The organism is Saccharopolyspora sp. NFXS83, assembly GCF_026241095.1.
Classification (GTDB): Bacteria; Actinomycetota; Actinomycetes; order Mycobacteriales; family Pseudonocardiaceae; genus Saccharopolyspora_C.
Genome location: NZ_JAPFGB010000050.1, coordinates 1 through 13,691, shown reverse-complemented (window position 1 = coordinate 13,691; position 13,691 = coordinate 1). Strand labels below are relative to the sequence as shown.

Annotated in this window: 8 protein-coding genes and 1 pseudogene; 7 read left to right on the top strand and 2 right to left on the bottom strand. The window is 72.0% G+C overall.

What is annotated here, in order from left to right; all coding sequences use genetic code 11:
• The first annotated feature begins 238 nt into the window (after window positions 1–238).
• From mraZ to OOZ19_RS29675, 4 genes are all read left to right on the top strand, one after another.
• Entirely contained in the window at window positions 239–670 is a 432-nt protein-coding gene (gene mraZ / locus OOZ19_RS29690) for a division/cell wall cluster transcriptional repressor MraZ (RefSeq protein ID WP_184481383.1), read from the top strand.
• Window positions 671–1,045: 375 nt separating this feature from the next.
• Window positions 1,046–2,038, top strand: coding sequence for a 16S rRNA (cytosine(1402)-N(4))-methyltransferase RsmH (gene rsmH / locus OOZ19_RS29685; RefSeq protein WP_266093485.1), 993 nt, complete (start codon window positions 1,046–1,048; stop codon window positions 2,036–2,038).
• A complete protein-coding gene (gene ftsL / locus OOZ19_RS29680) occupies window positions 2,035–2,829 on the top strand; it encodes a cell division protein FtsL (protein WP_266093484.1) in 795 nt (264 codons plus the stop codon). The genes rsmH and ftsL overlap by 4 nt, the downstream gene beginning before the upstream one ends.
• Window positions 2,829–4,679: a peptidoglycan D,D-transpeptidase FtsI family protein gene (locus tag OOZ19_RS29675; protein WP_266093483.1), complete on the top strand. Its 1,851-nt coding sequence runs from the start codon at window positions 2,829–2,831 to the stop codon at window positions 4,677–4,679. The genes ftsL and OOZ19_RS29675 overlap by 1 nt, the downstream gene beginning before the upstream one ends.
• Window positions 4,680–4,722: 43 nt before the next feature.
• Here OOZ19_RS29675 and eccCb read toward each other — a convergent pair whose 3' ends face one another.
• Both eccCb and OOZ19_RS29665 read right to left on the bottom strand, forming a co-directional pair.
• On the bottom strand, window positions 4,723–8,892 hold the full coding sequence (gene eccCb, locus OOZ19_RS29670) for a type VII secretion protein EccCb (RefSeq protein WP_266093482.1): 4,170 nt from the start codon (window positions 8,890–8,892) through the stop codon (window positions 4,723–4,725).
• A 6-nt stretch (window positions 8,893–8,898) separates the two neighbouring features.
• A complete protein-coding gene (locus OOZ19_RS29665; RefSeq protein WP_266093481.1) occupies window positions 8,899–9,264 on the bottom strand; it encodes an effector-associated constant component EACC1 in 366 nt (121 codons plus the stop codon).
• Window positions 9,265–10,194: 930 nt separating this feature from the next.
• On the opposite strand from OOZ19_RS29665, the gene OOZ19_RS29660 reads away from it, so the two are divergent.
• The 3 genes and pseudogenes from OOZ19_RS29660 to OOZ19_RS29650 form a co-directional block, all read left to right on the top strand.
• Window positions 10,195–11,898, top strand: a complete 1,704-nt coding sequence (locus OOZ19_RS29660) for a UDP-N-acetylmuramoyl-L-alanyl-D-glutamate--2,6-diaminopimelate ligase (protein ID WP_266093480.1) — start codon at window positions 10,195–10,197, stop codon at window positions 11,896–11,898.
• Entirely contained in the window at window positions 11,895–13,409 is a 1,515-nt protein-coding gene (locus tag OOZ19_RS29655; RefSeq protein ID WP_266093479.1) for a UDP-N-acetylmuramoyl-tripeptide--D-alanyl-D-alanine ligase, read from the top strand. The genes OOZ19_RS29660 and OOZ19_RS29655 overlap by 4 nt, the downstream gene beginning before the upstream one ends.
• Window positions 13,406–13,691, top strand: a pseudogene (locus OOZ19_RS29650) (phospho-N-acetylmuramoyl-pentapeptide-transferase); the annotation flags it as partial. The gene OOZ19_RS29655 and the pseudogene OOZ19_RS29650, both read left to right, overlap by 4 nt.

The following is a 13,691-nucleotide window of genomic DNA, read 5'->3' as shown; positions in this document are numbered from 1 at the left end:
GCCCCCCACCGCCGCGCGCTTTCCTTCAGAGGCTCCCTAGCTGGGCAAACGTCCGACACGCCGCAGCGTGTCGGACGGCGTTCCAGGTTGACGGTGGAGTGAAGTGGGGTACTGTGGCGCTCGGTGGGGCAGACGGGGGTCCCGCCCGGCTCCGGGGAGTGCGGGGTGGTCGGCATCGCCGGTCTCCCGTCGAGGTGGAGTCGTCGGGGCGCAGGCCCGAGGGGGGAGGTGGACCGGGATGTTCCTCGGTACCCACAACCCCAAGCTCGACGACAAAGGTCGTCTGACGCTGCCGGCGAAGTTCCGGGACGCACTGGCAGGGGGGCTGATGGTCACCAAAGGACAAGACCACTGCCTCTACGTCTTCCCGCGCGCCGAGTTCGAGCAGATGGCCCGCAAGGTCGCCGAGGCTCCGCTGACCAACGAATCCGTCCGCGCCTACCAGCGGTACCTGTTCGCGGGCACCGACGAGCAGCGGCCGGACGGGCAGGGCCGGATCCCGATCACCGCCGAACTGCGCCGCTACGCGGGTCTCGAGAAGGACTGCGTGGTCATCGGCGCGATCAACCGGCTGGAGATCTGGAACGCCGAGAGCTGGCAGAGCTACCTCGACGAGCACGAGGAGAGCTACGCGCAGGCTCGGGAGGAGGTCCTGCCCGGAGTCTTCTAGCGGTCCCGGTGGCGTGAGGCCTCGGTCCGCTCACGTGTCCTGGTGCACCTTCCCCGGCACCAGAACACCCCGAGCGGACTGGGACCTGAGGTCACCAGGAGCGGTGGGTCTCGCGCGGTTCGGCGAGCCGGGTGCGGAACTCCGGACGTGCGCGAGCCGCGGCGGCGGCCCGTCGGGTCGCGGACGGACGACCGGAACGGCGTTCGTCCTTCGTGGACTCGCGTGGTGGTGGGTTCGCCCATCGCGGTGGGTTCGCGGCAGGTGGTGGCGATCGGGCCGTGCGGGCGCGGACCCGGACGAAAAAACGAGAACGAGCCACACGAGAACAAGAGGAGTGCGGCAGCAGTGACCGGTTTGCGGGAGGGAGGGACCGCCGTGGCGCAGGAGGAGTCGCCAGGAGACGCCGAGCGGGGTTCTGCCCAGGACCGGCACGTTCCGGTGGCGCTGGATCGGACGCTGGAACTGCTGGCGCCCGCGCTCAGCGGTGGCCCTGCGGTCGTGGTCGACGCGACGCTCGGCATGGGCGGCCACGCGGAAGCGCTGCTGCGGGCGCACCCGCAGCTGACCCTCGTCGGACTGGACAGGGACCCGGAGGCACTGCGGCTGGCGGGGCGGCGGCTGGCCGCCTACCGGGACCGGCTGCACTTGGTGCACGCGATCTACGATGAGTGGGCCGACGTGCTCGCCGACCTCGAACTGCCCACAGTGGATGGTGCGCTGTTCGACCTCGGGGTGTCGTCGTTGCAGCTGGACGAGGCCGATCGCGGTTTCGCCTACGCGCAGGACGCGCCGCTGGACATGCGGATGGATCCCGGCGCCGAGCGCACCGCGGCCGAGGTGCTCAACACCTACTCGCCCGGTGAGCTGGCGCGGATCCTGCGCCAGTACGGCGAGGAGCGGTTCGCCTCGAAGATCGCGAACGCGATCGTGCGGGAACGCGCCAAGGAGCCCTTCGACCACAGCGACCGCCTGGTGCGGATGCTCTACGACACGGTGCCCGCGGCCAGCCGCCGCACCGGCGGGCATCCCGCGAAGCGCACCTTCCAAGCACTGCGGATCGAGGTCAACGCCGAGCTCGACGTGCTGGGCAGGGCGATGCCCGCGGCGCTGGACTCGCTCGCGACCGGCGGGCGGATCGTGGTGCTGTCGTACCACTCGCTGGAGGACCGCATCGTCAAGCGCGAACTGGCCGAACGCGCGAAGTCACGCACCCCGGTCGACCTCCCGGTGGAACTGCCGGGCCACGGTCCCGAACTGAGGCTGCTCACCCGCGGAGCCGAACTCGCCGGTGAACGGGAAACGGCGGACAACCCGCGGGCCGCCTCGGTGCGGCTGCGCGCCGCCGAACGGATCAAGGAGGCGGCATGACGGCACCCGCACGCGCCAAGAAGCCCGCAGCGCGCACCGGCACCGCGGAGAAGAAGGACCCGGCCAAGCGGTCGAACTCCGCGACGAAGTCGAAGTCGACGACGACCCGGTCGGTCAAGAACCAGGCGACCAAGACCCAGCCGGCGAAGAAGGCGCAGCCGCAGAAGAAGTCCCAGACCTCGAAGGCGCGGACCCGATCCGCGACGGCCGAGCGCGCCTACGCGCGCCGCGAGGAGCGGCGGGACCGCTCCTCCAGGGAGACCGTGGAGCGCAGGCCGCGGCGCCAGCGCCAGGCGGCCGAGCAGCGCCAGCCCCGCCAGTGGCGGCTGGCCGCGGTGCGCCCGCGAGCCCGGCAGCTGCAGGCGAAGGTCGCCACGTCGCGCGCTCCGCTGGTGGTCGCCGTGATGGGCCTGCTCGGCGTGGGACTGGTGGCGACGCTGTCGCTGTCGATCGCCGCCGTCGGCGGCTCGTACCGCCTGCAGCAGGCGGAACAAGAGGTCACCGCGCTCAACGAGCACCGCGAGCAGCTGCTGCGCGAGGTCAGCAACCTCGACTCCACGCCCGCGCTGGAGCGCAAGGCGACGGAGCTCGGCATGGTGCCGCCTCCCGGGCCGCCCGCGCACCTGGTGACGCACCCGGACGGCTCGGTCCACGTGATCGGTGAACCGCAGGCGGCGACCGGTGCACCGGTGGCACCACCGAAACCGGTCGAGCAGAACCCGGCGCCCGCACGGCACGAGCTGGCGCCGCAGCGACAGGCCGCGCTGATTCCGGCGGTGGAGGGGGACTGATGGTGCGCAGGGGGACGCGGACCGCCGGGGGGAGGCGGACCGCGCGCACCGACGTGGCCGGCAGCGCCAGGCGGTTGCGCATCGGCCGGTTGTTACTGGTCGTGGCACTGGTGCTCACCGGCACCAAGTTGATCATGGTGCAGGGTTTCGACGCGCAGGACCTGGCCGCCGCGGCGGCCCAGCAGCGCTTCACCAACGACGCGATCCCCGCCGAACGCGGCTCCTTCACCGACCGCAGCGGCAACGTGCTCGCGTTCAGCAGCGAGGCCCGCCAGCTCTACGCGACGCCGACCCGCCTCGCCGACGAGCAGGACAAGGCGCACGCCGAAGATCCTTCGAAGCCCACCTCGGACCAGTACAAGCGGGAGATCGCGCGGTTCATCACGCAGACCCTCGGCAACCGCGTCGCAGAGCAGGACGTGCTCGCGGCGCTGTTCTCCAAGTCGACCTACACCACGATCGGCCCGCTGATCGAACCCGCGCTCGCCCGCACGATCACCGAGAAGTACCCACAGATCGGCGAGGAGTACCGGGCCACCCGCGAATACCCGGCGGGCGAGAACGGGGCGAACGTGCTCGGCGGGGCGCGGTGGAGCCAGGACGCGAGGAAGATCGAAGGCCGCCTCGGGCTGGAGAGCTCGATGGACAAGCTGCTCGCCGGCACCGACGGCAAGAAGGTCTCGGACACCGCGATGGGCAGCGACCTCGTCATCCCCGGCACCGAACGGGAGCTGGAACCGGCCGTGCCCGGTTCCGACGTGGAGCTGACGCTGGACTCCGACCTCCAGTACATGGTGCAGAACAAGCTCTCCGACTACGCCCGCGAAGCCGGGGCGCGCAGCGCGGGAGCGGTGGTGCTCGACGCGCACACCGGTGAGGTGTACGCGCTGGCCAACGACAAGTCCTTCGACCCGAACTCGCCGTCCTGGGGGCCGGACGGCCTGGGCAACCCGGCGGTGACCAACCCGTTCGAACCGGGTTCGGTGAACAAGGTGATCACCGCCGCGGGGGCGATCGAGGACGGGCTGGTGCGCCCGGAGACCGTGCTGCAGGTGCCGGGCAGCATCAAGGTGGCCGACCGGACCGTCCGCGACGCCTGGTCGCACGGCACGGTGCCGCTGACCTTCACCGGGGTGCTCGGCAAATCCTCCAACGTCGGCACCCTGATGACGGCGCAGCGGCTCGGCGAGGACCGGTTCAACGACCTGGTGCACAAGTTCGGGCTCGGCGAGACCACCGGGATCGGGCTGCCGGGGGAGAGCGCCGGTTTCGTGCCGCCGCGCAAGGACTGGTCCGGCAGCACCTTCGCGAACCTGCCCATCGGGCAGGGCCTGTCCATGACGGTCCTGCAGATGGCCAGCATGTACCAGGCCATCGCCAACGACGGCGTGCGCGTGCCACCGCGGGTGATCGCGGCGCAGACCGGGCCGGACGGCGTGCGCGTGGAACGTCCGCAACCGGAAGGCGTGCGGGTGGTGAACCCGGAGACCGCGCACACGGTGAAGGACATGCTGCGCGCCGTCGTGCAGGAGGAGCCGCAGCAGGGCACCGGGGCGGACGCGGCGCTGGAGGGCTACCAGATCTCCGGCAAGACCGGCACCGCGCAGCAGATCGACCCGACCTGCAAGTGCTACAGCAACAGCACCTACTGGATCACGTTCGCCGGGATCGTCCCCGCGGACAACCCGCGGTTCGTGGTGGGGCTGATGCTGGACGCGCCGAAGAGCGGCACGCCGGAATCGAAGTCGTCGGCGCCGCTGTTCCACGACATCGCGGACTACCTGACCCTGCGCTACCGGATTCCGCTGTCGCCGACCCCGGCACCGGGCCAGGTGCTGCAGGCGCAGTGATCGCCGGGATTCCGCCGGGCGCACCGGCGTGCGCCCGGCGGAGTCACTCCGACCGGATGTGGGCCGTCTGGATCTGCTGGGGGCCGCTGCGGAGGGAGCGGCTGACCAGGGTGCCGCGGCCTGGGGGAAGCTTGCTCGCGGTGATGTTGCCGATGAGCCTGCCCTCGGCGGCGTCGGCGCTCATGAGCAGGCCCGGTGTGGAGACCTCGCGCATCTTGCCGATGATCGGGTCGTGCAGCGCGCGGTTCGCGTGGGCCGAATCCCGGGCCAGCACCAGGTGCAGGCCCACCGCGGAGGCTTGCGCGACGAACTCGGACAGCGGTGCCAGCGCGTTGTCGCCCGGGGCGGAGACCAGTTCGTAGTCGTCGACCACGACGAACAGCTCCGGTCCCGTCCACGAGGGCCGCGCGCGGGACCGCTCGCGGGCGACGTCCGGGCCGGGCAGCCGGTCGCGCAGCGTGGCCGCCACGTCCCGGACGGCGGCGCGGAGCTGATCGCTGCTGACCGCGTGCTCCGCCAGGTACGGGCCCTTCGGGAAGCCCAGCAGCCCGCGCCGCACGTCGACCAGGACGATCATCGCCTGGTTCGGGGTGTAGCGGGTCGTGATGCCGCGGATGATGGTGCGCAGCAACGAGGTCTTGCCCACCGCCGCCTCGCCGAAGGCGTAGAAGTGCGGTTCCGCCCGGAAATCCAGGTAGATCGGCTCCATGCCGTCCTCGTTGACGCCGATCGGCACGAGACCCCGCCGGGACTGCCGTTCCGGGACGGGCAGCTGCTCGTAGGGCAGGTGCAGCGGGAGCAGGCGGACGCGGGGCGCGCGGGCACCGGGCCAGCCGTCGCGCAGCTTGGAGACCATCTCGGCGACCGCGGCGTCGCCTTCGGCGCCCTCGGCGCGCGGCAGCGCGGTGAGCACGTGCAGCTTCGACGGGTGCAGCCCGCGCCCCGGCTCGCCGTCGGGCACCCGCTCGGCGGCATCGCGGTCGATCTCGGACTCGGCTGGTGCCGCCAAGCGCAGTTCCAACCGGGTGCCGAGCAGGTCCTTGAGCGCGGGCCGGAACTCCGACCACCGCTCGGCGGTGACGACCACGTGCAACCCGAAACCGAGGCCCTGGGAGGCGAGGTTGACCACGTCCCGGTCCGCGCCGTCGAACTCGCCCTGCAGCGCCGCCCACCCGTCGATGATCAGGAACACGTCGCCGTAGGGATCGTCGTCCAGCCCCTCGCCGCGGCGGCGCTGATCGCGGTAGGTCGCCATCGAGTCGATGCCCCGGTCGATGAAGCGGGCCTCCCGCCAAGCCAGCAGGGAACGGAGCTCGGCGATGGTGCGGCGCAGCACGTCCGGGTCGCGCCGCCCGGAGACGGCGCCGACGTGCGGCAGGTCGCGCACCGCGTGCAGGCCGCCGCCGCCCAGGTCGATGCAGTAGAACTGCACCTCCTCCGCGGTGTGGGTCTGGGCCAGCGACAGCAGGAGGGTGCGCACCGCGACCGACTTCCCGGAACCGGGGGCGCCGACGACGGCCACGTGCCCGGAACCCCCGGAGAGGTCGACCCGCACCGTTTCCTGCTTGTGCTCGAACGGCACGTCGATGACGCCGATCGGCGTGCGCAGCCGCGGTCCGCGACGCCGCTCGGCGGGCGGTGGCAGCAGCTTCTCCAGCGTCGGGGGTTCCCGCAGCGGGGGCAGCCAGATCGGTTTCGCGGTCGGGCCCGTGCCGCGCATCCGGCGCACCGCGAACCGCAGCTCGCTGCGCGACTCCGCCCCCGTGCGCGGATCGCCGTGCGCGGGGCCGGAGACGTAGGCGGCGCGGAACCGGAGCACCCCGGCCGCGTGCCGGAGGTAGCCGTGGCCACCGGTCTCGGGCAGCTCCGCGGCGTCCCCCACGCCGACCGCGGCGCGGGAATCGGTGGCGTTGAGCGTTCGCAGCGCGATCCGGTACGTCAGGTGCCCTTCCAGGCCGCGCAGCGCGGAGTCCTCGACGCGGCGCCCGGACAGCAGCAGCTGCACCTGCAGCGAACGGCCCATCCGGCCGATCATCACGAGCAGGTCGGCCAGCTCGGGCTGTTCGTGGAGCAGCTCGGTGAACTCGTCGATCACCACGAACAGCATCGGCAGCGGCGGCAGGTCCTGCTCGACGCGCTGCTCTCGGTACTCCCAGACGTTGCGGGTCTGCACCTCGTTGAGCAGCGTCTGGCGGCGCTGGATCTCACCGGACAGAGCCTCCCGCATGCGAGCGACCAGCCGCGGATCCTCGCGCAGGCCGGGGATGATCCCCGAGACGTGCGGGGCGTCCCGGAAGTCCGCGAAGGTCCCGCCCCCCGCCCAGTCGACGAGCACGAAGTTGACCTCCTCGGGGGAGTGCGTGGCCATCAGCGACAGCACCAAGGTCCGCAGGAACTCCGACTTGCCGGATCCGGCGTCACCGACGCAGAGCCCGTGCGGTCCCATGCCCCCGGCGGCGGCCTCCTTGAGGTCGAGGGTGATCGGGGTGTCGTCCCACGCGCCGATGACGGCCCGGTAGCGCTGCTCGACGGGGCCGGGGCGCCAGGCCTCACCCGGATCGAACGCGGTCACGTCGGGGCGGCCCAGCAGCGGGAAGAGGCCGAGCGCGGCGGTGGGCGAGGGCGCGGGCGGCGGGACCGCCTCCGGCTCGGCGGTGCCGGAGAGCGCGGCCACCAGCCCCGTGATGTCGTCGAGGGGCTCGTCGAAGTGCGGCTGGGCGATCTGGAACGCGAGCCCCTCGTGCAGCGCCCACCCCTCGGCGGGCAGGCGCTCCGAGAGCTCCGGGTCCGACTTGGACTCGGCCGGGTCCGGCAAGGACAGCTCGATCCGGCCGGGCATCAGGTTCACCAGCTCGTCGGGCAGCTCCGACCAGCCGCGGGCGGTGACGATGACGTGCACGCCGAAGCTCAGCCCGGCGCCGGCGATGTCGACGACCGCGTCGGTCAGGTCGGGGACCTGGCCGGCGAACCACGCCCAGCCGTCGATGATCAGGAACGTCTCGGCGTGGTCGGATCCCGGCAGCAGGTCCGGGCGTTCGCGGCGCAGCCTGCGGTAGCGCTCGATGGTGGAGATGCCGCCCGCGAACAGCTCGCGGCGCCGGGAGATCAGCTCCTGCACCTCGCGGAGCAGTTCGGTCACCGCCGCCGCGGTGTGCCCCGCCGAGTAGACCTGCGCCAGCCCGGCGAGCCTGCCGTCGCCGTCGAGGCACTTGAACTGCACCTGGTCGGCGCCGCTGATCGCGGTGAGGCTGTAGATCAGGGTCTCCAGCAGCGTCGACTTCCCGGAGTGGATCCGGCCCACCACCGCCACGTGCCCGTCCCGGCCGAACAGGTCCAGCCCGACGTGCTCTGCGGGCCGGCGATCCGACTCGTGGGTGCGGCCGATGGGCACCGGCGACGTCGCGTCGCCGTCCTTGGGATGATCGGAGAGCAGCTCACCGATCCGCACCGGGCGCAGGTCCGGAACCGCGTAGCGGGCGCCGCGGACCCACGCGAAGACCATGTCGCCGTGCTGGTTCCCGCCGCGGGTCGGGGTTTGCCTGCCCTCCTCCGTCACCCGCTTGTGCACGAAGGTGTAGAGCTCGTTGAAGGTCGTCACGCCGTCGCGGTCGGTGTCGGGGACGCCGGAGCGCATCGCCTCGATGATCGCCGAGGTGAAGGTGGACCCGGGCTGCGGCCGGTCCTCCCTCGGCCGCTGGGTTTCGTAGGCGTACTCGACCTCGTTGCTGGCGGTCATGGTGAACAGCCCGCCGCCGAGCTGCTCCTCCAGGTTCACCGCATCGCCGGAGCGCGGAACCGCGCCCTGGTTGAACACGCCGCTGTAGCAGCAGTCCAGCACGATCGCCTTCGACCCGGCCTGGCACTCGGTGACCATCCGGTGCACGATCTGCGCGGGCACCGCCGTGGAGTAGGGCAGGTTCAGGTCGGTGTTTCCCGCGGCGAAGAACAGCTGGTTGTCGTCGTTCTTGATGCCGTGGCCGGCGATGTAGAGCAGCACCAGGTCGTCCGGTTCGCACTGGGCGAACAGCTCCTCGATGGCCCGCTCGATCGCCGCCTTCGTCTCGTTGATGAGGGCGTGCACCACGTCGAACCCGCCGATGTCGTGCTCGGCGAGCAGCTGTTTGAGCTCCTGGGTCTCCTCGGAGGTGCGCAGCCCGCGCAGCCGCGGATCGAAGTATTCCGAGGTGGCGACCAGGAGCGCGTATCTCCGCACCGCGGCTCACGCGCCGCTCTCGCCGGTCATCCGCCGCAGCGCCGATTCGATCTCCTCGCCGTCGGTGTCGGCGTCCGCGCGCAGGTGCACGTTCCCGCCCCGCAAGGTGACCGCCCGGTGGCTGTGGAACTCGAGCCAGCTGGTGAGCACGGAGGACATGGTGCTCGCCGTGCCGGCGCCCACCGCGCCGACGACCAGCAGTTCCGCGATCAACGCCCCGGTTCCGAGGCTGTCCGGCGGCGGCGCCTCCCGCACCCGGTGCACGGCCAGGCCGCCGACCTTCTTCAGGTTGAACTGCATCAGGTGGGTGGCGTGATCGAGTCTTTCCGGAGCCATGTCCGGTGCTTCCAGCGCTACGCGAATTTCAGGCATGCGATCCCCCGGCCCGGCGAGCAGTGATCACACCCGGTATATCAAAGATCGACCACCGGTAGTGGAGCTTTCCCGTGGCCTGCCAGGATCGTGCGCCCGTTCCGGCGCGGCGTGATCCCGCCGGATCGGTGAGCCGCGACGTGCACGGGCCGCTCGCGCCACGGCCCGTGCACGCCCGGAGCTCAGGACGGGATGCGCGGGCCGCTGGACCCGAGGTGATCGTCGAATTCCGATGGCGACGGCACCCGCTGCGTCGCCGCTCCGGCGGTGCTCGCGGCCGGAGCCGCCCCCCGCCCGAGTCGTTCTTCCACCGATCCTCCCGAAATCCGCGGAATCACCGACCTGGCGATGTGAACGCTAAACGACGATCGGCGGTTCGCACCACGATCCGCCGGAAGTTGCACGAGACGGACCAGTCGCCACCCGCGAACGGCCCCGCCCACAAGTAGGGGTTCCGGGGTGCGGGTGACCGAGGTCATCGCCGGCATTTCCGCGCGGTCGCGGGCGCGCCGCCCGGGCGTCGGCGGCGGGAGTGCCGTTCGCGCAGGCCAGTTCAGGGATCCTGACGGGTTTCGCGGCGGTTCGCCGAGAAGCGGGATCGGGGAATCGGCGGTTTCCGGAACGGTCGCCCTGCGTCGAATTCGAAACTGGTTTCGAGAAACGGGTTCCGCCGGTGGGAGGAACAGGTGACCCGCTCTCGGAGTTCCACCGGGTGAATTGCGGAGCGCGTTCGCCGCACCATTCCCGCGAGCATTCTCCCCGGCGCCGCGACGACCATTCCGGGGGGCGCGCGGCGCCTGTCGTCGCGGTGGCGGCGAGGCCCGCCGACGAGGACGCGCCGGAGGCGTTCTACTGGACATCGGCCCGCCCCGCGGGCCGCTCCGAACGGCCCAGTCCGAGAACGCGCTGTGCGCAGAGGTGACCATGAGCATGACCCGTCAGGTGGTACCGGTAGCCTTGCGCGACGTGCCTTCCGCGGTCGCGACAGCCCCGCCTCGACCCGCTCAGGTCGAGCCGGTGCAGATCCAGCAACTCGCCGAGACTATCGGCGCACGGGTCATCAACGTGCCTGGTCACAACCCTGGTGATGGGGTGGTGACCGGAGCGACGTTGCGAGCTCAGCAAGTCCGGGCCGGTGATCTGTTCGCCGCGCTGCCCGGAACCAGGGTGCACGGTGCCGACTTCGCCGCCGACGCGCTCACCGCCGGTGCCACCGCGGTGCTCACCGACCAGGCCGGCGTGGACCGCGTCGCCCTGCTCGACCACCCGCGGGTGGTCGCCGGTGAGGTCGCGCTGCTGGTCCACGAGGACCCGCGCGGCGTGCTCGGCTCCGCCGCCGCCCGCATCTACGGCGACCCCTCGCAGCGGCTCACCATCCTCGGCGTCACCGGCACGTCCGGGAAGACGACCACCAGCTACCTGCTGGAATCAGCACTGCGCGCCGCCGGTCACACCACCGGCCTCGTCGGCACCGTGGAGACCCGCATCGCGGGCGAACGCCTCGACAGCGCGTTCACCACGCCCGAAGCACCCGACCTGCAGGCGCTGCTGGCGGTGATGGTGGAGCACGGCGTGACGCACGTGCCGATGGAGGTCTCCAGCCACGCGCTCGCGCTGGGCCGCGTCGGCGGCACCCAGTTCGCCGTCGGCGCGTTCACCAACCTCTCCCAGGACCACCTGGACTTCCACCGCGACCTCGACGACTACTTCCAGGCGAAGGCGCTGCTGTTCGACGGCCGCTCCGAGCACGAAGTGGTGTGCGTCGACGGCGGCTGGGGGCAGCGGCTCGTCACCGACGACACGATCACCGTGTCCACCACCGGCGACGCCTCCTGGACCGCGACCGACGTCGAGGCGTTCCCCACCGGGGAGCAGCGCTTCCGCGCGCACGGGCCGGACGGGACGCTGGACGTGCGGCTGCGGCTGCCGGGGCCGTTCAACATCGCCAACGCGCTGCTGGCCGCCGGAGTGCTCACCGCGGCGGGCGTGCCCGCGGCGGCGATCGAGCAGGGACTCGCCGAAGTGGACGTGCCCGGCCGGATGGAACGGGTCGCGCTCGGGCAGGACTTCACCGCCGTGGTGGACTACTCGCACAAACCCGGTGCCGTCGCCGCCGTGCTCGACGCGGCGCGCGCGCAGGTCACCGGGTCGCACTTCGGTGGCCGGGTGCTCGTGGTGCTCGGCTGCGGCGGCGACCGGGACGTCGCGAAGCGGCCCCTGATGGGGGAGGCCGCGGCCCGCCGGTCCGACCTGCTCGTCGTCACCGACGACAACCCGCGCAGCGAGGAACCGGCCGACATCCGCGCCGCCATGCTCGGCGGGGCGCTCGACGTACCGGATGCCGAACGCGGTGAAGTGCTCGAAGTCGGCGATCGCAGGGAGGCCATCGCCGAGGTCGTGCACCGGGCCCGCGTCGGAGACGTCGTCGTGATCGCGGGCAAGGGCCACGAAACCGGGCAGGACGTGGCCGGCGTGGTGCACCCGTTCTCCGACCGGGACGAGGTGGCGGCGGCGCTGCGGCGCAGGCTCGACACCGGCAGCGCCCGGATCGGCGAGGGCAGCGGGGGAACGCAGAGCTCGGGGGAGCCGACCTACCCGGCCAGTGGCCGGGGCAGCAACGAGGAGGCAAGGTGATCCGGCTCAGCCTGGCTGACATCGCGGAAGCGGTCGGCGGCAGGCTCCACCACGCGGACGGGACCGAGATCGTCACCGGTTCCGTGGAGTTCGACTCCCGGCAGGTCCGCCCCGGCGGACTGTTCGTGGCGGTCCCGGGCGAACGCGTCGACGGGCACGACTTCGCCGCCCGCGCCGTCGCCGACGGAGCCGCCGGCGTGCTCGCCGCGCGTGAAGTGTCCACATCGGACGAACCGATCCCGACGGTGATCGTTCCGGAGCTGCCCGAACACCACCCGAACCGCGTGATGGCGCTCGCCGGGGACACCGACGGCAGCGGTGCCGCCGTGCTCGCCGGACTCGCGCGACTGGCCCGCGCCGTGGTGGACCGGCTGCCGGACCTCACGGTCGTCGGAGTGACCGGCTCGTCCGGCAAGACCTCGACAAAGGACCTCATCGCGCAGGTGCTCGCCCCCGCGGGCGAGACGGTGGCGCCGCCCGGCTCGTTCAACAACGAACTCGGGCACCCGTGGACCGCGCTGCGCGCCGACGACACCACCCGGCACCTCGTGCTGGAGCTGTCCGCGCGCGGAGCCGGCCACATCGCGGCGCTGTGCGAGGTCGCGCCGCCGCGGATCGGCGCCGTGCTCAACGTCGGCAGCGCCCACCTCGGCGAGTTCGGCTCGCAGGAAGCGGTCGCGCAGGCCAAGGGCGAACTCGTCGAAGCGCTGCCGGCCGCCGCCGACGGCGGAGTCGCGGTGCTCAACGCCGACGACCCGCTGGTCGCCGCCATGGCCCAGCGGACCTCCGCGCGCGTCGTGCTCGTCGGGCAGAGCCCCGCCGCCGACGTGCGCGCCGAGGACATCGACCTCGACGAGCAGGCGCGGGCCTCGTTCACGCTGGCCACCCCCGCGGGCTCCGCGCGGGTGCGGCTGCCGCTGCACGGCGAGCACCACATCGGCAACGCGCTCACCGCCGCCGCCATCGCGATGGAACTCGGCGCGAGCGTCGAGGAGGCCGCCGACCGGCTCGGCGGGGTGCGGCGGGTCTCGGCCCGGCGCATGGAGGTCACCGAGACCTCCGGCGGCGTCACCGTCATCAACGACGCCTACAACGCCAACCCGGAATCGGTGCGCGCGGCGCTGAAAACGCTCGCCTCGATGACCAGGGGCAAACCGGGCCGCGCCTGGGCGGTGCTCGGAGTCATGGGCGAACTCGGCGACGCCGAGGTCGCCGCGCACGACGAGATCGGCCGGCTCGCCGTCCGGCTCAACATCGACCGCCTCGTGGTGGTCGGTGACCAGGCGCGCGCGATGCACCAAGGTGCGTCGCTGGAAGGGTCGTGGGGAGAGGAGTCGGTCCAGGTGCCGGATGTCGATGCCGCCGTCGCGCTGCTGCGCGCCGAGCTGCGTCCCGGTGACGTCGTGCTCGCCAAGGCGTCCAAAGTCGCCGCGCTCTGGCGCGTCGCGGAACAGCTGACCGAGCAGGTCACCGAAAACACCGCCACCGAACAAGCCGGGGGTCACCCGTGAAGAGCATCCTCGTCGCCGCAGCGGTGGCGCTGGTCGTCTCCATCCTGTTCACCCCGTACTTGATCCGGATCTTCTCCAAGCAGGGCTTCGGCCAGGAGATCCGCGAAGAAGTGCAGAAGTCCCACGCCGCCAAGCGCGGCACGCCCACGATGGGCGGCATGGCGATCCTCGTCGCCATGTGGGTCGGGTACCTGGTCACCCACCTCACCGTCGCCGAAGAGGGCCCCTCCGTCTCCGGCCTGCTGGTGCTCGGGCTGACCACCGCGCTGGGCATCGTCGGGT